Below are 22,068 nucleotides of genomic sequence, written 5' to 3' on the forward strand. Positions count from 1 at the left end.
GATTGTCCTGACTCGTTTTTTATCTTAGCCAACAACTTCAACTTTTGTACCGGTGGGTAAGTTATGCTCCATCCATTGGGCATCTGGAATCGAAAGGCAAACACATCCAGGAGAGCTGGGTGCTTTTCCAAGCTTAGCCGCATCATCTTTTAAATAATGATGTGGCCGCTGGTCTGTGACAACGGAGTGAAACATATAGTCGCCGTTCCAGGAAATACAATAGTTAGCCCCTAAACCAAGACTTGGATTATACACGCGATCTTTGCGAATATTTTGAACATGAAAGGTGCCTGTGGGCGTCACACTCTGTTTCTTACCAGAAGCATTGTTCTTTTTGTAAATGCCAGCTGAACTATACATGGTATAGAGTAATTTAGATCCATCATAGATATAAGTGCGGTTGTGTTTCAAATCCACTTTAATCCACAGATTCTTCGCCTGTTTAACATCAGGATAAGCAACCGTTTCTGAGGACTTATGCCAATCAATGGGTGTTCGCATATGCTGAGCATGGGTACTAGCTGATGCTCCAACCGACATCAATAACACAGCAACTAATGTGATCCAGCCACGTAATAAGGACTTCATTCAGTTATCTTTCCTCTCAAATAAGTTACCTTTCTACTGTACTACTTTTTAGCCCATTTGGATAATCTAAAAGCGTGACCGCAGTAAATAACTGTGATCACGCTTTGTGTTAATGATGAGTGTTGAAGAAAAACTAGAGTGCATAATGCAACATAATCAAAACAGTTTTCCACGCTCACATCATTGTCAATATTGCTAAATATACACAGGTAACGAAGAACAGCAAGAGGATAAACTTATAGACCCACTTCCAGTAAATGGTAATTGGGATCCGTGACAGGGCCAGTGCCCCGACGAGCATCCCCGCTGTTGGTGTTACGGCAGTAATCAATCCAGTTGCGGCCTGGTAAGAAGTGACCAGAACACTGCCATCAACATGGGCAAAGTGAGCTAACGACCCCATGATGCCCATTGTCGCCGCTGCTAGGCCAGAACTAGATGGAATCAAGAATGACAAAATAATGAAGAAAATAAATGCTAAGATAATAAACGCTGCTTTTGGCATCCCACCAAGTGACAATTCACCCCAGTGGAGGATCGTCCCAGTAATCTTACCGTTGTTCATTACAACCTGGATTCCCCGGGCAACCGCAACAATAATCGCAACGTTCAATAATTCACCCATTCCTTTCATGAAGGAATCAATAAAATCAGCCTCTTTAATGTGGCCAACGAACATAATTACGACCGACATAAACAGGAAGAGCATCGTAATTTCGTTAAAGTACCAACTACCTAGTGCTGTCATGTCAGCACCCAAGAAATTACCAAGGAATGGTACGCTGGTTAACCACTTGGTAAAGGCATCAAAGAATGTCCATGACTTATTAATACTCGTCCATGGCACTAATCCCACAATCATGATGATGAATGTCAGGGCAAAGACCCATAAAACATGCTTTTGAACCTTAGTTAATGGCTTGGGCTTACTACTCCGTTCCTCCACTTCGAAAAACTTCATATCAGCCTTTCGTTGTTTATAAACTAAAGACTTGGTCGGGTCTTTCTTGATCTTGTCAGCATAGTGGATAACAAAGGCAATCGTCAAAGCGGTCACGATCACTAATAAGATAATCCGTGAACCCAGACCCGATCCGGGAGAAATTTTAATAATTCCGGAAGCAACCCCTGTTGAGAATGGATTCACCGTTGATGCTAAGTCCCCAACCCGGGTTCCCAATAAAATAATTCCGGCCGCAACCAAGGAGTCATAACCAACCCCCATCATGATCGGCACAATTAGCGGGAAAAATGCTAAGGTTTCTTCACCCATCCCGTAAGTTGAACCACCAATAGCAAAAATGATAGTCAAAATAACAATTAATCGTTTTTCATGCCCCTTGGAGTTCGTAACGATGGAACGAATCCCATCATCCAGAGCACCAGTCTTATTGACGACTCCTAAGAAACCACCAATAACCAGAATGAAGAGGGCAATATCAATGGCACCCGTCGTAGCCTTGTTACCAATCATTCCAATTACGGGCGCCATGAAGACATCCCAAATACCTTGAGGATGGGCGGCAACTGTATGATAGGTCCCGGAAATCATGTTCCCGGCGGAATCAACTTTATACTCACCAGCTGGTACAATCCATGTCAAAATGGCAATCAGCACAATCAGCATAAACAGGATTGTAAACGCCGACGGCATATGAAATTTATGTTTTGGTTTTGTCTGATTCTCCATCCATAGTCACCTCAGTCAGCAAAAAATTCTTGAGCTACTTGTTTATAAAACTCAACAGACTTATGGAAAACATCTACTTCAACATTCTCGTCTGTCTGGTGTTGAGTATTGTTACCAGGGCCGATTTCGGCAATCGCAAAGTCACCCTTCCCATGTAAAAATTCGGACCCATCGGATGCCCCAGATTGACCAATGGCCTTTACTGGACCATCAAAAATTTCATCATGAACCTTTTCCATCAACTTAATTAATGGTGCATCCTTATCTCCCGGCATTGCTTCTTCTGGAAAACTGTAACGGATGCTAAGGTCGTAACCTGGCTTTTGGTTGAGGTCAGCTACCAGCTTGTTCAGCGCATCAAAGACAACTTGGTTTGGGTATTCAGGAATGGTCCGAATATTTCCCTTAATAATCGCTTTGGCTGGAACTGAGTTGATCTGCGAACCACCTTGGAAGACCGATTGAACATGCGTCAATTTGCCTAAAATGGGGTTAACCTTATCAAACTTGGCCATTAATGGTTTAACCTGGGTTGCAAAATCAACCAAGTGGTCAATTGCGTTAATCCCATTCTGTGGCTGTGAACTGTGGGCTTGCTTACCAATGGAAGTAACAATGTAGTCAATTACTCCTTTAGACGTATAGCCAATCTCGGTCATGCTGTTACCAGGTTCAGCAATAATCAGGCCTGCTAAACCATCAGCATAGCCTTCCTTAGTAAGTTGAGCGGCACCGTACTCACCGGTTTCTTCTCCAACCGTGCACAGCAAGCGAATTTTGCCCGGCACGTTATGATTATCTAACATATCAATCATTGCAATAATCAGTGCGGCCAAACCACTCTTCATATCCGCAGCACCACGCCCATACAACTTGCCATCCTTAATCGTGGCCTTAAATGGATCCGAAGACCACTGGCTCGCATCTCCTTCAGACACCACGTCTTCATGACCAGAGAAGCCCAGCATCTTATCACCAGAGCCAATAGTGACTACCAGGTTATCACGGCCAGGTGCGTATTGAACACGATCAATCTGAACGCCTTGATCCTCATATGGCTTGAACAATGATTCAATATAGTCAGCGACTTCTGCTTCATTATCATTAACTGACTTAATTGAAATCAATTTCGATAAAATGGCGATTTGCTTATCCTTATCCATGTTCATCCCTCCAAAAATAGCTATTAAAGCGTTTACATGATAATTGTATCATGAGTAAGCTCTCATTTTTACCCCATTAATGCATCCAACCTAACTAAAAAATATTAGTTATTATGAATATTTAATCAATATAGTAACTATATTTAGCGATAAATGCAAATAAATACATAAAAATAAATTAGCCCTACTAGTAATTTTTTTACTAGCAGGGCTAATATTTACTGACGATGCTTGTTTAATTGGCGGGCTAAGTAAACGGGCCAGCCGATTGCAATAACTATTAATGTGCCTAGTGCAATTGTCTGTTTATGGTCTAGTTTGTTCATATTTTCAACCCAAAAAGCACCATTAGGCTGATCCCTAACGGTGCGTATTTATGACTAATGGAACTGCATTCCACCATCAACAATGATGGTTTGACCAGTAATGTAATTAGAATCTGGGCCAGCTAAGAAGCCAACAGCATTGGCAACATCTTCTGGTTCAGATAACCGTTTCAAGGCAATATTCTTAGCGAAGGTTTGCATCCCCCACTCGTCACTCTTGCCAGCATTCTTCCCAACTTGATGAGCAATATCGAACATCATTGGCGTCTTAACAATCCCTGGAGCGTATGCATTAACGGTGATACCTTCGTCAGCCAAATCACGGGCAGCAACTTGGGTAATCCCCCGGATAGCAAACTTAGTGCCAGAGTACAGGGCTAAGTTCGGGTTACCAACAACACCAGCTTGGGAAGTAGCGTTAATGATCTTGCCGCCATGTCCCAATTTCTTAAATGCTTGGTGTGCAGCTTGAATGCCCCATAGAACACCACCAACGTTGACGCCATAAACCGTCTTGAATTGATCAGGAGTGATAGTGTCAATAGGGGTAGTTGGTCCTAAGCCGGCATTGTTAACCATAACGTTTAAATCGCCAAGTTTATCAACGGTTTCATTAACAGCGTTAAAGACAGCGTCACGGTCAGAAACATCCGCAGCAATTCCCAACGCTTTGGCACCCTTGGCTTCCAATTCCTTAACAGTGTCGTCAATCTTGTCTTGTTCCAATGCAACAATTGAAACAGCAAAGCCATCGTGAACTAATCGTTCAGCGATTGCTTTACCAATTCCTTGGCTACCACCGGTAACTAATGCAACTTTTTGACTCATAATATTGCCTCCTTTTTTGTAAGCGCTTACCACGATTTCAATTATACTATGTTGAACACAAAATTATAAAGTAATTTGCCCATTATTTGACTTAATATTTAACAAATTATAAGTATCTTGTTAATTTTAGCAATGTAATGAAGCAAAAAAAGAACCTTCCCGCTTATTGCTGGGAAGGCTCCGAAAGTTAGCAGATCAGGTAATGAATCAGACATTGAGTTTCTTGCCATACTCATTGTTGATTGTGTCAACAACGTCCTTGGCACTCATGTTGTCTTCAACAATTTCCTTGCCGTCACGTAAAGTGTACTTTACGTCGTCGCTCAGATTACTGAAGTCAACATCGTTACCCTTTGCATCAACAAAATCAAACTTCGAGTTTTGGAAGTTCTTAAGAGCATCTTCATTAATTTCCATGATTCATGCTTCCTTTCGAGTTATATTGTAAACTTTTTTCACCAAAATGAAGCATTTTTCTACCAAATTTTAGAAGTTCTCAAAAATTAGTTCATCAACTGATACTGGAGAACACGAGCTTGCTGGTCACCAATATCGTCGTAATGAATCGTCAAATCAGTCACTACCTGGCAACCATGTTTAACATAGAGTTTTTCTGAAGGAATATTAGCCGCTAAAACATCCAGGTGCAATACACGGAAATCATGCTGACGAGCGACCGTTAATACCGCCTCAAACATTTCATCCGCAATACCAGTGCCCCGATAATCTGGGTGAACAGTGAACAAGTGCAAGACAACAATCTCTTGGTCAGTGGCTTTAAGTGGCCAGTTAACCTGCCGGTATTCATCATCCTCACCAGCAGTTAATACACCAGCAGCAACGCACCGTCCATCTTTCCACCCAGTCACGATCAGCGCATGCTGAATATAGTCACGTAAGCCCTCAACACTTGGATATTCACCCCAGGTCCAGTCCGCCCCATATTCATCTAATGATTGATGGTCGCACACCTCGTGGTACATTTTGGCAACTTCTGCAAGATCATCAACTGTCGCCAATTTAATTTGATCTAGTTGGGCCATTCCTAGTCATCTCCTTATTCATCGTTCACTACTATTCTATCAGAAAAGGAGTTAGTGGTTATTAATGGCCCCATTTAACATCTGCCGGTTGGCCCAGTAAATGATTAGTAGTACTGGGACAATGATCAGCCAAACGACATAGAAGTACTTAATTGGCAAAAGCGTATCAACAAAGCCGGCAATGATCGGTCCAAACGACATCCCAATATCGAGTCCCAAGAAGAAGGTGGCTGAAGCTAAGCCACGTTCACTCTTTGGAGCAACCATCATCGCTGTTGACTGGCAAACCGAGTACAAGGTTCCATAACCAATTGCCATCCCCGCAGCAGCCAAGGCCATCTGCCAATTATTTTTCATAATAACCAGCATTACAAGGTAAAATGCATCTGCGGCAACACTAGCGTATAGCCAGACACCGAAACGAACAGTATCAAACTGATTTCGTAGGAACAGTCGAATTAGCATTAAAAACGCCGCATAGATTAAGAAATACATCCCAACTGCCACTGTTAAATGACGTTGTTCAACATAAGTCACAATGTCAGCTTGGGTAATAAAGTACGGCATGGCGAATAATGCCACCATGGCAGCAATTGGTAAGCATTGCTTCTGAATAATCTTTAACTTACCCTTGGCAGCCGTTGCCGCTTGTTCAGCGGTTGGTTGGGCACGATTAGAAACAAATTGGATCGTAATGATCATGCAAAGGGATGCCAAAGCAGAAATTACGATTGCTGTTCGGTAACCAATGACATGGTACAAGTCAATGGATACCGCAGGTGCAAAGGCCATTGCTAATGCATTCATAATGCCATAAAAACTCATGGCCTCCCCAACATGGGAAAAGGGAACTAAATATGATAACCAGGTAGTCATGCAAACGGTACATAAAACATAACCAGTCCCATTGATTAAACGAAATAGCAGGAGTAAACCACTATTGGGTGTCACGATATAACCAGCAATGCCAATAAACGACAAGGCCCCACCCCAAAAAGCTAACCGGTATTTTGAAAAACGGTCAGTGAGGTTACCAACAATCGGTCGTAAAAACATCGCAACAATGCTCATCACGCCGACGATAAAACCAGCAAAGGCACTCGATGCGCCCAAATCTTTGGCATACCCGTTGATTAGCGGGTTGCAATACATATTAGCGAACATAAAGAAGAAAGACGCCGCCATGACGAGGACGACATCCCTCGTAAAAACAGATTCCTTTTTTGCCATATAAATATTCTCCCTCTAACTTAATACCCACATTATAGAGCGCCCAAGGAGTAATTCTCAATCAAAAATTAATTTAAAATTAGACCTTGACAAGGTAAAATGAGAATGCTTTAATAATTACAACATCAAATGAAGGGAAGATTTAATGATGAACCAAAACACATTAACGATGCATAAGTATTATCGCCTTGCTGACATGAATTAAGTCCGTGCTATTTGGGGTGCGGACGGGGACGTTCGGACCTCAGCAAGGGAATCGTTAATGTGACTTTGCTAGGGAACGCAATCTAGCAAGATCATCATTTATTTTCTAATCAAGCGCCATTAATGCCTTCTTGAATTAGAACGACCGACTAGATTGAGCAACGTCTCAACTAGTTGGTCGTTTTTGATTTATATAGAAAGAGTTTTACTCATGCAAGCAACTGTTACTGAAGAACCACAAATTAACCGTAGACGTTTGACTTTGAGCCTCTACCTCAACTACCTTATTCATGGCTTTGGATTAATCATCTTAGCTCAGAACATGGTAGCCCTTGGTGGTGCCTGGTCAGTTCCTGTTAAAACTGTTTCATTTGTTATCTCAGGAGTTGGGATTGGCCGGTTAATTTCATACCTCATTACGGGTACTTTAGCCGACCTCTTTAGCCGTAAATTACTCGTTAATATTGGGATGCTATCATACTTGATCTTCGCTGTGGGAATGATCATGACCCATAGTGTTCCCGTCGCTTACTGCTTAGCAATTCTTGCTGGGATTGCCAACTCAGCCCTTGATGCGGGAACGTACACTACCTTGGTTGAAATGAATGATGGAAATGGTTACGACACCATCCTTATCAAAGGTTTCATGTCCATCGGTGAATTTATTCTTCCATTAATTATCGCCACTCTGAATGCCAAAAACTTATGGTTTGGCTGGTCATTCATCATCATGGCTGCCCTGCTGGTGATCAACATCATCAACATGTCATCTTTGAAGTTCCCTGTAATCAAAGCGCCAAGTAAGGTTGATCTGGGTGAACATGCCCACAAACAAAGCAAGGTGCGGACAGTCTTATCAACCATCGTTCTCTTGGCATACGGTTACACTTCAATGGCCCTGATGATCTGGTTCACGCAATGGATCACCCTCTTCACTCAACGGGCATTCAATTTTGGTAACATTGCCGCCCATACCGTCATGTCTTGCTACAGCATTGGCTCAATGGCCGGGGTTCTCACCCTCTTCTTCCTGCTCAAACACAATGCTAGTGAGATGAAGCTATTAATCAGTCTAAACTTAGTTGCGGTTCTGTCATTAGTAATTATCTTGGTAGCTGGTCGAAATGTCTTAATCGCCAATGTTGCATCATTTATCTTCGGCCTTTCTGCTGCATCTGGAGTAATGCAAACCGGCTTAACCGTCTTCATGAACATGTTCCCTGCTCACCGCGGAATGATTACCGGAATCTTCTACTTCTTTGGATCAATTGCATCCTTCACCGTTCCATTGATCACTGGAGTTCTTTCCACCCACAGCATTACAGCAACATTTGGTGCTGATATCATTGTCGGCATTATTGGGACAGTTCTGATGATTATCTTAGCTGTCTTACAAAAGCCAGTTCGTCAAGCTTAAGGAGTGATTTTAATGACGGAGCTCGATCAAGCACGACAAGAAATTAACCGCATTAACCAACAGTTAGTAAAACTCTTAGAACAACGTTTCACGGCCGTTACCAAAGTCAATAACTATAAAGTGGCACACCAATTGCCAATCTTGGACCAGCAACGTGAACAGGCTATTCTCAACAAAGTCACTGCTGAGACTTCAGATCCGGCTAAAGCACCATTCATTGCTGCAATCTTTAAAGATATTATGAAACAATCTCGTCAATATGAACAAGCTCTCAGAAAGGAAGATTAACCCATGAATTTTATTACCGCTGGTGAATCTCATGGTCCCCAACTTACCGGTATTATTGAAGGACTGCCGGCTGGATTACCGATTGATGTTGAACAGATCAATGCTGCATTAGCCGCCCGCCAAGGTGGCTACGGCCGTGGTAATCGGCAAAAAATTGAACATGACCAGGTTCAAATTGTCGGCGGTGTTCGTCACGGTGTTACCCTCGGGTCACCAATTGCACTGACCATTCAGAATCGTGACCATGCTAATTGGTCAGCAATCATGGATCCAGTGAGCCCGGCAACCCCTGAGAATTCAGTCCGTAAAGTGGAGCATCCCCGCCCTGGTCATGCGGACCTTGTCGGGGGGATGAAGTACGATCACCGCGACCTGCGAAATGTGCTTGAGCGTTCTTCGGCTCGTGAAACTGCCATGCGGGTTGCTATTGGTAACCTCTGCGAACAATTATTAGCAGCCCTCGATATCCACTTGGTAGGCTTCGTTCAGCAAGTTGGTTCTATCAAAGTAACTGCTAATAATTCCTTATCTGTGCAGCAAATTCAAGCGACCATCAAGCAAAACGACCTCCGTATTCTCAACCAGGAACAAGTACCAGCAATCCACCAATTGATTGATGACACAAAGCGGGCTGGTGATTCATTAGGCGGCACCATTCGGGTCATTGCTGAAAACGTACCCGCTGGCCTTGGTTCTTACATAAGCTGGGACACTAAATTAGATGGTAAAATTGCCGGCGCCGTAATGGGAGTAAATGCTATGAAGGGGGTTAGCTTTGGCGATGGTTTTGCTGATGCTGAACACCCGGGAAGCCAAATTATGGACCAGATCGACTACCATAAGGGGACTGGCTTTAGTCGCTTATCCAATCATCTCGGTGGCTTTGAAGGTGGAATGACAAACGGAATGCCAATCATTGTCAACGCAGCAATGAAACCAATTCCCACTCTTTACAAGCCCCTTCAAACAGTTGATATTAACAGCAAGGAGAAACTGAAAGCCAATGTTGAACGTTCTGACGTCACCGCCATCGTCCCGGCTTCCATTGTCGTTGAAAATGTCGTGGCCATTGAACTAGCCAAAGCAATCACTGATACTTTTGAATCAGCTAGTTTAGTTCGCTTAAAAGCAGGGGTCGCTCAATACCGTAAACATAATGCAGATTTCTAAATAACTATTAGAAAGGACTTTACTGATGAAAGAACTACCAATTGCTAACCAAACAGGTCTTCATGGTACTTTAACTGTTCCTGGAGATAAGAGTATCTCTCACCGAGCCATTATGATTGGCTCTATTGCTGAGGGAACTACTACCATTCATCATTTTCTGCGGGGTAATGATTGCTTGTCAACTCTACAGGCATTTCGTGACTTAGGAGTTCAGATTGAAGATAATGGTGACACCATCACGGTTCATGGAAAGGGCTTTGCTGGTCTACATCCTGCCTCTCATCCCTTAGACATGGGTAATTCGGGCACCACCACACGTCTGATGATGGGACTATTAGCTGGTAGTCAATTTACTACAAAACTTATTGGCGATGCTTCCTTATCAAAACGGCCCATGAAACGGGTCAGTGAACCATTGAAAGCCTTCGGTGGTGAAGTCCAATTGACGACTAACGGAACATTACCGGCAACCATTGTCGGCCAGCAACTCCACGGTGCCGAATACGAGATGAAAGTAGCCTCTGCCCAAGTTAAAAGTGCTTTAATCTTTGCTGCCCTGCAAGCTAAGCAATCATCAACAATTGTCGAGAAATTACCAACTCGCAACCATACGGAGATTATGCTACGTCAATTTGGTGCTCACATTCGCACTGTCGCCCATAAAATCATCTTGGTTGAGCCAGGGTCACCATTGATTGGCCGGGAAATTACTGTCCCCGGTGATATGTCATCAGCTGCTTTCTTCTTAGTCGCCGCCACCATTGTTCCACATTCCAAGGTGACTCTAAAAGGCGTCAACCTGAATCCTACCCGGACTGGAATCATCGACATCCTTCGACAAATGGGGGCCAAGCTAACAATTGAGGAACGATTCTCTACTGGCGAACCAAGCGGCGATATTACGATTGAAAGTAGTGCTCTTCGTCCAATTCACTTAACAGCTAAAGATATTCCGGCAGTGATTGATGAGCTGCCCCTAGTAGCTCTGTTGGCTGCGTGTGCAGATGGCCAATCAACGATCCACGGGGCCCAAGAGCTACGGGTCAAAGAAACTGACCGGATTAAGACCGTCGTCGCTGAATTACGCAAACTCGGCGTGCAGGTCAAAGAGTTGCCTGATGGGATGGTTATTGACGGTCGCTCATCATGGGACGTTCAAGATCCACAACTTGAGAGTTACGGTGACCACCGGTTGGGGATGATGGATGCAATTGCTGCTTTAAAAGCTGACCAACCGCTACAACTCGCCCATGCAGATGCCGTGGCCGTTTCTTACCCTGGTTTCTTTGACGACTTGGCAACTCTTCTAGGAGGCACGCAACATGACAACGATCTTAATTAAGGGTCTTGGTTTAATCGGTTCATCATTAGCCAGAATTATTAAGCAGGGTCATCCAGACGCAATAGTGCTAGCAATTGATCCGGACCAGGATAATATTACATTTGCCCGTCAGCAAGGCTTTATTGACCAAGCAGTGACAAATCTGGAGGCGGCTAGTCAGGCTGATTTCATTATTTTGGCAACTCCGGTATCGCAAATTGTGACAGACATTCAGCAGTTAGCTCAGTTGCCTCTAAAGCCTTCAGTGGTGATTACTGATGTCGGGTCCACCAAGCAGACCATTATGCACGCAGCCCAGGCATTAACGACTAAAGGAATTGATTTTGTAGGCGGCCACCCAATGGCCGGGTCTCACTTAACCGGTGCCCAGGCCGGTAAAGCTGACCTATTCAAAGACGCCTTTTACTTCCTGGTACCAACAATTAAGGGGGATAGCGCACAACGACTGCGGTCCCTCCTTATTGCTGCTGGGGTAAAGTGGACACCCATTAAAGCTGAAGATCACGATAAATTAGTGGCTCAAATTAGCCACCTTCCCCATATTTTGGCTTACACGCTAGTACAACAAACTGCCTACACTTTAGCTGGTCAACAACCAGGAATTAACGCGGCTGCCGGGGGCTTTAAGTCTACTACCCGAATTGCTCAAGCTGACCCAACCATGTGGACAGCCATCATGCAGAACAATCGGACTGACATTCTGCACCAATTAGACGAATACATAACAGATTTACAAAAAGTACGAACTGCAATCAACAAAGGTGACTTAACGACTTTGAGAGAGTTATTTAGTGAAGCAGCAACGATTCGCAAAGAATTGAACTGAGGTGAAATAGGATGAAAGTGATTTTAATTGGTTTTATGGGGAGTGGCAAGACCACCGTCAGCAATCTTTTAAGCGATCAACTCAATTTACCAGTCACTGATCTCGACCAAGCAATTATTGATCACAGTCAAATGTCGATTCCGCAAATTTTTAAGCGTTCCGGTGAAATTGGTTTCCGCCAAATTGAGCACCAAGTTTTGCTAGAAACGCTGCAATCTAAGGATGGTATCTTGGCTACCGGTGGTGGAACCCCTTTGCGGGCTGACAATCGGTTAAAACTTCAAGAAGATCCTGCGCCAGTTATTTTGCTTCATGCTTCACCCGAAGAAACTGCTCGCCGCATTCAAGGCTCCCACGATCGACCGATTGCCAACCAATTAGATGTCATCGGTTTAGGGAAGCTATTAGCAAAGCGTCAGTCAAAATACGAAGAATGTGCTGATATCACCATCGACACTGATGGTCGTTCACCGCAGTCCATTGCGGATGAGATAAAAGATATTATGAGTAACTAAAATGAACTTAAATAAAGAGGCATTTAGCATCGAGATAATTCTTGGTACTAAATGCCTCTTTAACAGTTTAAAATGTTGATACTAATTATCAGCAGTAATTTTTGCATTATCAGCAATGTCATTTATACTCCCGGAATGAGCAATTTGAATTACCTGACTAGCTGAAATGGTCTTGAATGGCAATACCGTCCTTTCGGCTGAATCATGCGTTCCTTCACTATAAAGGTAAATGGTTTTCCCATCTGGGCTCATTGTGTACCCATTAATCATTCCGCCAGTCTGGTCACCCAAAGTAAACATGTAGAATGTCCCTGTCCCTGCTTGCGTGACCTTTGGACCATCACTTGAAATAACGGTTACCTGTAAATTGCCATCACCATTAGTTGCCGAATCTTTAAGGTTACTCCACGCACCATTATCCTTAGCACCAGCTGTCAAAACCGCTGCTGCAACTTGTTTAGGTTGCAATTGGCTAACTGAGGCATCATTATTACTAGAACTACTAGTACTATTAGATGCCGAACGTTGAATGGCACTATTTGACGAACTACTTGTTGAACTCGACTTACTATTATTACCACATGCTGTTAAGCATATGGCTGTTAATGGTAACAGCCCTAATGCAAGTATTTGTTGATGTTTCATTGTTTATCCTCCCCCTAACATCACATCTCCTCTAGTATACTGCAAAAGTATTGTTACGATATCTCTCATCGAGATAGCACAAATGACATTAAAGTTGCTTATTTCAATAATGATCAACCACCATCTGCAATACATAATTACAAAAATCCCCAATGATTAGTTTGCCCGACTAATCATTGGGGATTTTTTCAAATAACTAAGCATATTCAAAACACAAAGTTCAGTTGTCGTTAATACTCAACTCATCGATCATCATTTTCATGGATTCCAATCTAATCTGACCTGGTGCAGATGCCTGGGATAAACTGGCGAATGTAATGCAGGAGCCAAATAATTCACCACTAATTCTTGTAATTTTTCCTAATTGGCCCATCGACATGGAGATTAATGGTAGTTTCCCCTTAAGATGATAATCATTAGTAACTTCAAGGAGACGGAGAATGTCAGTAGTATTCTTAGGCATTACCGCAATTTTAGCAATATCGCCTCCTGCCCTTTCCATTTGATGTAAACAACTTGTCAGTCTCGCAGTCGGCGGTGTTTGTTTAAAATCATGGCTACTCATAATCACTTTGGCATTCTGCCGATGTGCTAATTTTACGAGCTGTTGAATAACCACAGATGAGTGAGCCGTTATTTCAAGGTCAATCAAGTCCATACAATGATTCTCCAATAGTTCCTGATAAATATTTGCATATGCCTGATCGCCTTCATTAAAATGACCACCCTCAACTTGCGTTCGTAAGGTAATCAATAGTGGTCGAGGAGCAATCAGTGCTTGTAATTGATGTGCAGTATCTACTAATTTAGCAATATTATTAAGATCACTTAAAAAATCGATCCGCCACTCTACTAGGTCGATTGCCGGTTTTTGCCCAATTTGATGTGCTGCATAGATAATTGACTGTAAGCTAGTCCCTACTAGCGGAACCGCAATCTTAGGCTTCCCTACTCCTAAAACTAAATCTTTAATTTTTATTTTTGGCAACTTGATCATCCTCAAATAATAGGTGGCGAATGTAATCAACTGGCATTTGTTTGCCCGTCCATAATTGAAAGGCTTCTGCTCCTTGTTCAATAATCATTCCGATCCCATTTAACCGGTGAGCCACTCCGGCTTGTTTAGCCACTTTCAACAATTTCGTTTCACGTGGGGCGTAAACAGCATCAAAAACAATCATTTGTTGGTGAAACCAGGTCGGATCGTTGACGACTGATTCATTTTCATGTGGTTTCATCCCCAAACTAGTCGTATCACAGTAAATATCTGCACTAGCTAATTCTTGTTTGAAATCACTTTGATCTTCTAATGCATGCAGCGTCGCGTGGCACTTCGTATGATGATTAATCAACTCTACATTTTTACATGCTTGAGACCATTTAGCACCGGAACGGCGGTTAAAAATGGCAATTTCACCAACACCATCTAACGCTGCTTGAATAGCAATGGCTGTCCCTGCACCACCGGCTCCGGCTAATACCATTTTGGCTCCCAAAATATTTAGTCCTTCATCCCGTAAAGCCTGCATAAAGCCGGTTCCATCGGTGATATGACCAGTTAAAACGCCATGATCATTGACGACGGTATTAACTGTTCCTGTTAATTGGGCTGCTGGCGAAAGTTTATCCAATAGCGGAACGATAGCTTGTTTATTGGGCATTGAAATATTGGCTCCCCGCATATGAAGAGTCCGCATTGATTGAACCGCGTTCGCTAACTGGTCTTGCCCAACTTCAAATGCCAAGTAAACATCATTTAAACCGAGTTTGGCAAAAGCGTTATTGTGCATTTTAGGAGATAATGAATGCTTGATTGGTGTTGCAAAAATACCAAATAAACCGGTATGCCCATCAATTCGTTCCATTTTATTTACTCCTCAATTCATTAACATTAGATGAAATTAATTTAACTTCTTGTTCGGCAACCTGTCTTGCTAGTTCACGATCTTGTTTTGTCATAATAATTCTCCTTATTTAATAATCAATCTTTTTCTCTCAATATGCTTTACTGGGCAGCAAAGCCAACTGTGATGTTATCGGCAACAACACTTTGACCAAAGAGGTCTGTTAATGCATCTTGAATTAATCGGCTAAGAATCATTTGCTGCTGATGATTCAAATGACTCGTCCATTGAGGCTGGTAAATAAAATTAATGTGTTGAATTTGCTGTTTAGTTAAATCATGTAAGCAGTTGTCGAATTGACGACTAATTCTTTCAACAAATTCAAAGGGTGTTAGTTGTTGGGCCCCTTCATCAATTCGAAAACAAACTGGTTGTTGATGATGTAAGGCCGTTTTAATTTGCTGACTAGTGATTGTTGAATCCGCATTACCTTCCACCCATGTAATATTGTTTAAGACTGCTTTGTTTTTAATTGAGTTCATAACCATAATTCATTGCTCCTTACTGCCGTGGTACTTTTAACGTATTAGAAATCTGATTTTCTGGAACTGTTAAGATTGCTGGTTGGCCAATCTTCTTAATATAGACTAAGTTCAAGTGCCCATTGTGGTTCTTTTTATCGTGTTTAATTTTATCTAGGATCTGTGGTGAGCTTAACAGCGGAGAGCTAACAGGTAGCCCCACTGCCGCTAATTGAGTACGGATCTTGGCGGTTACTCCTGCCACAGTTTTGCCTGCTTCTTCAAAATCTTGACAAATAGCGACTGTGCCAATGCTAACTGCTTCTCCATGACGTAACTTGCCGTTTGCTAATGCTTCTACCGCATGGCCAATTGTGTGCCCAAAGTTCAAAAGTTGTCTCTGGCCACCCTCCTTTTCATCTGCCATAACAATATCTGCCTTGAATTGGATGGAACCTTCGCTTAAACTCATCGCATTAGCAAGAATATCAGTGGGACTTTCAATCTTTTCGATTAGTTGCCAGAAGTTGCCACCGGTCATTGCTGCAACCTTAACAATTTCCCCGTAACCTTCAACTAAATCCCGCTGCGTTAGTGTCTTCAGTGTTGTGGGGTCAATTAAGACTAAGTCTGGTTCGTAAAAGGATCCTACAATGTTCTTAGTAGTTCCCAAATCAACAGCTGTTTTACCACCAACTGAGCTATCAACTTGTGCTAATAATGAAGTAGGAACCTGAATTAGAGAGATGCCACGCATATAGGTGGCTGCCAGAAAGCCTGCTAAGTCACCCGTCACCCCGCCGCCAAGGGCAACCACTCCGTCATCACGATTAAAATTATCTGTCACTAGTTGCTGAGCTAATGTTTGTAATTGTGACAATGACTTGGAAGCTTCGCCAGCAGGAAATTGATAACAATGAACAGTAAACCCATTATTCGTTAATTGGTCTGCGAGTTGTTGCTGGTATAATGGGGCGACATTATCATCACTCACAATGGCAACCTTCCGTGGTGCCCAAACAGATGAGATCAACTTACCAGCATTATTGAGTAGTCCCTTTTCAATTAAGACATCATAATGCTTATTCGTTAGTGCGACTGTAATCTTTTTCATAAAAACATTACTCCTTAATTGAATGCTTGAAGTGCCTTACGAACGGCATTAACTTTCTTGACCATTGTCTTAAATTGGTCTGGCTGAAGTGCTTGTGGACCATCAGACAAGGCGTGTGCCGGATCATCATGAATTTCAACAATTAATCCTGATGCACCAGCCGCTGTCCCGGCAAGTGCTAATGGTGTTACAAATTCCGTATGACCAGCAGCATGGCTTGGATCAGCAATGACTGGGTAATGAGTCAGCTTTTGCAGGACAGGAATAACACCAGCATCAAATGTGTTGCGAGTGTACTTGTTATCAAATGTCCGAATGCCTCGTTCGGCAATCATAATTTGATGATTACCACCAGCCGCAATGTATTCGGTTGCGTTCAACACGTCATCAACGGTTGCAGACATACCACGCTTCAGCATCACTGGCGTTTGGGTCTTCCCGACCGCCTTCAGCAACGAAAAGTTTTGCATGTTCCGTGCGCCAATTTGGAAAATATCAGTAAACTGTTCAACCAACGGGACATGTTCATCATCCATAACTTCAGTGATCACATCCAGTCCAAAGTGGTCAGCGGCCTTTCGCAAGTCAACTAACCCTTCTTTACCCAATCCTTGGAATGAGTAAGGAGAAGTGCGGGGCTTAAAGGCGCCACCACGCAGTACTGTTGCTCCGGCGTCTTTAGCCACTTTGGCCATTTTCATCACATGTTCAGCTGATTCCACCGAACATGGACCAGCCATTAAAGTGAAGTGGTCGCCACCAATCACGGAATGTGGTGTCTTGATAATTGTGTCTTCCGGATGGAACAAACGGGAAGCTTGCACTGCTTTAGGAACATCGGTAATAATTTGACTAGCTTGTGCGCGTTCTTCGTCAGTCAAATCTGCTGGATGAGCGCCTTGAATAGCAACTCGATTATTATGAACAAATACTTGATGGTCACTAGCAAAATGCTTCTCTAACTTGTTAATCATTAATTGGGCGTTTTCATTCTTTAATACGATAATCATTACAATCACTCTTTCTCAAAATTCTTGGTAAAAAAATATCCCCACAGCGTTGAAACACTGTGAGGATTTTTTATAGCAAATATGAAAATGCTAAATGGAGTTTATCCAACCACACAGTGTTCACATGTGCTGCGTGGTTGGTAAATCATGTTATTATCAACCACACAGGTTACTAAGCCAGAGCCCGCAACCTGTGTGGTGTGAACCCTAGCGTGGTTGATAATAATAGTAACTAAATGATGCTTTAGAAAAACTCATGATTTGAACTCCTTAATTCTTTTCTTGATGTTGGCTAAAGTATAGTTTCTTAAAATGCTATTGTCAATATCTAATCTAAATTTAATTTTTTAATTTGGTTATTAAAGTTAAGACCATACTATTTCGGCATAGTTAAGTACCACCTATTAAAAAAATAAAGAGGACACCCCTATCACTAGTGAGTATCCTCATACCTTAAAAAACGGAGAAGGAGGGATTTGAACCCTCGCGCCGTTTTCACGACCTACACCCTTAGCAGGGGCGCCTCTTCAGCCACTTGAGTACTTCTCCAATTCGTCTCTTGATTGACAATTAGTATTATAACACTTTTGTCCGTTTCAAAAGAACTGCATAAAAAGCTCCATCCTAAATTGGACAGAGTGCTCATTGCCTTATTAAATTCTAAACTAAATCATCCGCATACCACCATCAATTTGAACAGCTTGACCATTCATGTAGTCGGCCTTTGGTGAGGCCAAGTAGGATACAAAGTCAGCTACTTCTTGTGGTGTTTCCGGCTTACCAACGGAAATACTTGATGAGAACTTCTTCCAGTAGTCTCCTGGTTGACCACCCATGAGTTTGACCATGTCGCTATCAATTTGTTTCCACATTGGCGTGTCCACAATACCTGGGCAGTAAGCATTCACTGTAATATGCTGCTTACCAAATTCCTGGGCAGCAACCTGAGTTAAACCACGAACAGCAAACTTTGTACTGCCGTATGCGGCCATCAGTGCATCCCCAAAATGACCAGCAACACTGGAAGCATTGATGATCTTGCGAACTTTATCACCATCATTTTGCTTCTTAAATTGTGTCACGGCCGCTTGAATTCCCCAAACATCACCAAAGACATTAACCTTATAGATTTTTTCTAAGTCATCCTCATTAATGTCCATAACCGGTTTAACGATCATGATTCCAGCATTATTAACGTAGGTGTCAAGCCGACCAAAATGTTCAACAGCAGCTTGAACAAATTTTTCATGATCAGCTTTGTTCGCAACATTGCCTTCAACGGCAACTGCATTATGGCCGGTTTTGTTCAAGTCATCAGCAACCTTATTAGCATTTTCGCCATTCAAATCAGCAACAACGACGTCATAACCATCTGCCGATAATTGGCGAACGATTGCTTCACCAATTCCTTGTCCGGCCCCAGTAACAACTGCTACTCTTTGTTCACGCATCGCAAAAGCTTCCTTTCCAAAATACATGCGCAATATATGGTTACTAATTGTAACCGCTTACCTAAATTTTAGAATAATAATGAATGTATGTACATTATTTTGGCTTAGTAAGACAAATAATCAAAAAGTCCCCAGCAATTTCTTGCTAGAGACTCCTGTGTTTATTACATTGTATCAACTAATTATTAGTACTTAATTTCCATAAGCTTGTTACCATTATCAGTTTTAACAATCGTCAAATCACACTTGGCAACCCGGACACAGTAAGTAGCAGTTGAACCAAGAACATGTTTACTTACACTATTCAATCCTTGACCACCAAGTACTAGCATATCAATATCATGCTTTTCAGGGTACTTAGTTGCTAATTCTGCCTTTGGACTACCAATCATAACGGTTGTTTTTACATCGGAAATGCCTTGATCCTTGGCTACCTTTTCGAATTCAGCAAGTTGACGCTTCATTTCATCAACTGCTGGTTGATAAATACTGTTATCCGCAAAGCCATAACCTTTTGGTGTATTTTCAGGGAACCGTTGACCATTAATAACACTTAGCATATGTAATGAAGCATTATCTCTTTTAGCAATCCGAGCTGCTTTATAGAAAGCCTCTTTTGAAGGACGGGAGCCATCAATTCCTACTAAAACATTTTTGTAACTCATTATAAACACCTCATTTATCTTTATTCATCAATTCTGATTATATGCAAATCATGATAAATGTTAATACATAAGTTGTATGTTATCAGAATATTAAGGTACAGTCCTCAATATCTTCATGTTATTAATTTTGTAAATACAATTGTTGATAAAATGACATAGAATAATTTTATGTCTTTATTCAAGTTTCCCTTCAAATAATAGTAATATGTAATAGATAGATCGTAAGCAAGTGCTCGAATATCGAACTAAAAATACGTTAGTCAAAAAACATTGCTAAGCTAAATTATGAAAGAAGCCGCTAGCACCTGAAAATGCTAGCGGCTTTTTAAATTTGGGCGTTATTTCTAACAAATGGATCCTAATTTTAAATTTAAGGCACAAAAAAGAGCATCTTTTCAGATGCCCGGCCAGCGCGGAATAAGTAATCAACTGATCCAAATTGTACACCAGCATTCTAATCATTGTCGTGCCTAATAAGCACGTAAAAAGATTAATCAAAAAGACAATTGAGCTGATTCATTAGGTGAAGCAATAATATTGCTACTTTTTCTGTGCTGACTACGATTGGCGCTTTTTATATCAAATAGTATGCGTTATCTAAATATTCTCTCTATAAAATCACCCTTCGTTACTGCCTCATTACTATATAGTGGATATGTTAACGGTTCTCCGGATACAGTTTTTAAACTAGCACTAGTTAATCTAATACTTACAATTCGTTGCCGGTAATATTTTTTGATAGCAATGATGAAGTTGATAAACATCATAAGGGATTAGGTATATTATATATATGTTTTGGGCTATTTGTGCTATCTACTCTTTGGTGGGGACCAGAACTACAAGAATTACTAACTTAAAGAATTATGCGCTCACTTCTTTACGTGCGTAAAAAGGCCAGTCCCGGTACACCAGGGCTGGCCTTTATTTTGCTACTTTTTCATTGAGTTAATATTTGATAAAGCTGGTCGTCAAAATAGATACTATCTTATTAACAACAAGCAGTTATCATTAAGCGTTGTATACTGAATGTTCTTTACCAGTCAGATTAATTTTATCCAACCCATTATCTAATTGATAATGATCATCATTAATCTTCTTATCACGGTAGCCCGCTTTGGCAAATGCTTCAACCAAACGTGCCATGAACTTTTGACCTTCTTCGGCAGACTTATACAGCATATGATCCAAGTACATTGGCCGATCAGCGCTTCGCCGAACTAAGGTTACTAAATAAATCTTTTCGCTCGTTTTATTAATATCAGTCGTATTTCTCATCAATGACATTTTAATCCATCCCCTTACATCTGTTTATTATTATACTTGTTATTGGTCTGGTTAGCCAAGTCATTGTGCTTACTTGGAAACGCTTAATAGATAAGAAAGCGGTTTATCTCATTTATAAACCCTTAATTCATCTGTTTAACCCTAAAATTATGTTTCAATCCATGCCAAATATGGCGGTCAAAGAAACCAATCAACGGTCCGTTTGCCAGTAAAGCAAAAAGGGTCCCAACATTGATGGCATAAAGACGGCCACTCAAGCAAAATGTCACCACCATGATAACAATCGGCGGAATAAAGTTCACAAGTTGGGCGACCACTACTTTATTGTGACAGTATAAGAACCGCAGAATATTCGTCGTATCATCATTCGGGTGCATGACTAAATTAGCCCGTTGGTAGATCGAAATCGCACAACAAAAAATAGCTACACCCAGGAAACACAAACCAGTCCGCACAATAAACGGCAAGGTGGGCACCCCACAATGATTAAAGAAGTTCACAAAAATATCGACAAAAGAAGAAAAGCAGGCAATAAAAGCTACTTCGCCAAAGAAGCGCCACTTATCCCATTGACGAATAAGTAGTTGATTGGCAATTGCCGTTAATGTACCGACAACGAACATCGGTAATCCTACCGTTGTCCCAATTAGTTCTGCAATATTTACTTCTGATACTGTCCACGGACTAGTCCCCACAGTGGTTGACACCGTTAACCCATTACCAAATGCATTTAACAATAACCCAACAACTAACGCCAAAATCCGGATGGACATCGAATTGTTCTGCTGCTTATTCACTGACGATCCTTCCCATCTAGCATTCACAAAGTCCATACCTGTTTAATATAGACCCTTTTTCTAAATTGTGGAACACCAAAACGCCCCTGACCGTTAATTAAACGACA

23 protein-coding genes and 1 tRNA gene are annotated in these 22,068 nt (G+C 41.8%); 6 read left to right on the plus strand and 18 right to left on the minus strand.

Annotation, left to right across the window (positions count from 1 at the left end; all coding sequences use genetic code 11):
- Positions 1-24 precede the first annotated feature (24 nt).
- The 7 genes from FD27_RS07945 to FD27_RS07975 all read right to left on the minus strand — a co-directional run bounded on the left by FD27_RS07945 (position 25) and on the right by FD27_RS07975 (position 6,868).
- Complete coding sequence (locus FD27_RS07945) at positions 25-540, minus strand: L,D-transpeptidase (protein ID WP_235803036.1); 516 nt, start codon at positions 538-540, stop codon at positions 25-27.
- A 223-nt stretch (positions 541-763) separates the two neighbouring features.
- On the minus strand, positions 764-2,242 hold the full coding sequence (locus FD27_RS07950) for a YfcC family protein (RefSeq protein WP_477218321.1): 1,479 nt from the start codon (positions 2,240-2,242) through the stop codon (positions 764-766).
- Positions 2,243-2,289: 47 nt separating this feature from the next.
- A complete protein-coding gene (locus FD27_RS07955) occupies positions 2,290-3,441 on the minus strand; it encodes an ArgE/DapE family deacylase (protein WP_057752407.1) in 1,152 nt (383 codons plus the stop codon).
- 380 nt (positions 3,442-3,821) lie between these two features.
- Positions 3,822-4,595, minus strand: a complete 774-nt coding sequence (locus tag FD27_RS07960; protein WP_057752411.1) for a (S)-acetoin forming diacetyl reductase — start codon at positions 4,593-4,595, stop codon at positions 3,822-3,824.
- 207 nt (positions 4,596-4,802) lie between these two features.
- Positions 4,803-5,012: a hypothetical protein gene (locus FD27_RS07965; protein WP_057752414.1), complete on the minus strand. Its 210-nt coding sequence runs from the start codon at positions 5,010-5,012 to the stop codon at positions 4,803-4,805.
- 86 nt (positions 5,013-5,098) lie between these two features.
- Positions 5,099-5,638 carry a GNAT family N-acetyltransferase gene (locus FD27_RS07970; RefSeq protein WP_057752417.1) on the minus strand — a complete coding sequence of 180 codons (540 nt, stop codon included), beginning with the start codon at positions 5,636-5,638 and terminating at the stop codon, positions 5,099-5,101.
- A 51-nt stretch (positions 5,639-5,689) separates the two neighbouring features.
- On the minus strand, positions 5,690-6,868 hold the full coding sequence (locus FD27_RS07975; RefSeq protein ID WP_057752420.1) for an MFS transporter: 1,179 nt from the start codon (positions 6,866-6,868) through the stop codon (positions 5,690-5,692).
- A gap of 415 nt (positions 6,869-7,283) precedes the next feature.
- Here FD27_RS07975 and FD27_RS07980 point away from each other — a divergent pair, with 415 nt between their 5' ends.
- The 6 genes from FD27_RS07980 to FD27_RS08005 are packed head-to-tail and all read left to right on the plus strand — an operon-like array spanning position 7,284 to position 12,630.
- The gene (locus tag FD27_RS07980) at positions 7,284-8,489 is read left to right on the plus strand and encodes an MFS transporter (protein WP_057752422.1); all 1,206 of its coding nucleotides are present in this window, start codon (positions 7,284-7,286) and stop codon (positions 8,487-8,489) included.
- Positions 8,490-8,501: 12 nt separating this feature from the next.
- A complete protein-coding gene (locus FD27_RS07985) occupies positions 8,502-8,777 on the plus strand; it encodes a chorismate mutase (RefSeq protein ID WP_057752427.1) in 276 nt (91 codons plus the stop codon).
- Between the two features lie 3 nt (positions 8,778-8,780).
- Positions 8,781-9,947 (plus strand): chorismate synthase, encoded by a 1,167-nt coding sequence (aroC, locus tag FD27_RS07990; protein ID WP_057752430.1) that lies wholly within the window; start codon positions 8,781-8,783, stop codon positions 9,945-9,947.
- A 25-nt stretch (positions 9,948-9,972) separates the two neighbouring features.
- Positions 9,973-11,289: a 3-phosphoshikimate 1-carboxyvinyltransferase gene (aroA, locus tag FD27_RS07995; RefSeq protein WP_057752432.1), complete on the plus strand. Its 1,317-nt coding sequence runs from the start codon at positions 9,973-9,975 to the stop codon at positions 11,287-11,289.
- Positions 11,270-12,115, plus strand: coding sequence for a prephenate dehydrogenase (locus tag FD27_RS08000; RefSeq protein WP_057752436.1), 846 nt, complete (start codon positions 11,270-11,272; stop codon positions 12,113-12,115). Before aroA ends, FD27_RS08000 begins: the two co-directional genes overlap by 20 nt.
- Before the next feature lie 11 nt (positions 12,116-12,126).
- On the plus strand, positions 12,127-12,630 hold the full coding sequence (locus tag FD27_RS08005) for a shikimate kinase (protein ID WP_057752439.1): 504 nt from the start codon (positions 12,127-12,129) through the stop codon (positions 12,628-12,630).
- Between the two features lie 81 nt (positions 12,631-12,711).
- On the opposite strand, the gene FD27_RS08010 is transcribed toward FD27_RS08005, so the two are convergent.
- The 11 genes from FD27_RS08010 to FD27_RS08060 form a co-directional block, all read right to left on the minus strand.
- Positions 12,712-13,275 (minus strand): hypothetical protein, encoded by a 564-nt coding sequence (locus tag FD27_RS08010; RefSeq protein WP_057752443.1) that lies wholly within the window; start codon positions 13,273-13,275, stop codon positions 12,712-12,714.
- Positions 13,276-13,495: 220 nt separating this feature from the next.
- Positions 13,496-14,263, minus strand: coding sequence for a type I 3-dehydroquinate dehydratase (gene aroD, locus FD27_RS08015; protein ID WP_057752446.1), 768 nt, complete (start codon positions 14,261-14,263; stop codon positions 13,496-13,498).
- Complete coding sequence (locus FD27_RS08020; RefSeq protein WP_057752449.1) at positions 14,244-15,140, minus strand: shikimate dehydrogenase; 897 nt, start codon at positions 15,138-15,140, stop codon at positions 14,244-14,246. Before FD27_RS08020 ends, aroD begins: the two co-directional genes overlap by 20 nt.
- A 140-nt stretch (positions 15,141-15,280) precedes the next feature.
- A complete protein-coding gene (locus tag FD27_RS08025; protein WP_057752452.1) occupies positions 15,281-15,667 on the minus strand; it encodes a hypothetical protein in 387 nt (128 codons plus the stop codon).
- A gap of 13 nt (positions 15,668-15,680) precedes the next feature.
- Positions 15,681-16,754, minus strand: a complete 1,074-nt coding sequence (gene aroB / locus FD27_RS08030) for a 3-dehydroquinate synthase (RefSeq protein WP_057752455.1) — start codon at positions 16,752-16,754, stop codon at positions 15,681-15,683.
- Between the two features lie 14 nt (positions 16,755-16,768).
- Complete coding sequence (gene aroF, locus FD27_RS08035) at positions 16,769-17,764, minus strand: 3-deoxy-7-phosphoheptulonate synthase (RefSeq protein WP_057752458.1); 996 nt, start codon at positions 17,762-17,764, stop codon at positions 16,769-16,771.
- 461 nt (positions 17,765-18,225) lie between these two features.
- Positions 18,226-18,313 (minus strand) — tRNA-Ser (locus FD27_RS08040).
- A gap of 116 nt (positions 18,314-18,429) precedes the next feature.
- Positions 18,430-19,215, minus strand: a complete 786-nt coding sequence (locus tag FD27_RS08045) for an acetoin reductase (RefSeq protein ID WP_057752461.1) — start codon at positions 19,213-19,215, stop codon at positions 18,430-18,432.
- A gap of 185 nt (positions 19,216-19,400) precedes the next feature.
- Positions 19,401-19,880, minus strand: a complete 480-nt coding sequence (locus tag FD27_RS08050) for a universal stress protein (RefSeq protein ID WP_057752465.1) — start codon at positions 19,878-19,880, stop codon at positions 19,401-19,403.
- A 1,008-nt stretch (positions 19,881-20,888) separates the two neighbouring features.
- Positions 20,889-21,164 (minus strand): hypothetical protein, encoded by a 276-nt coding sequence (locus tag FD27_RS08055; protein ID WP_057752468.1) that lies wholly within the window; start codon positions 21,162-21,164, stop codon positions 20,889-20,891.
- A gap of 122 nt (positions 21,165-21,286) precedes the next feature.
- Complete coding sequence (locus FD27_RS08060) at positions 21,287-21,961, minus strand: YczE/YyaS/YitT family protein (RefSeq protein WP_328796892.1); 675 nt, start codon at positions 21,959-21,961, stop codon at positions 21,287-21,289.
- Positions 21,962-22,068: the final 107 nt, after the last annotated feature.

Origin of the sequence: Limosilactobacillus frumenti DSM 13145 (assembly GCF_001436045.1) — a bacterium.
GTDB classification, from domain to species: domain Bacteria; phylum Bacillota; class Bacilli; order Lactobacillales; family Lactobacillaceae; genus Limosilactobacillus; species Limosilactobacillus frumenti.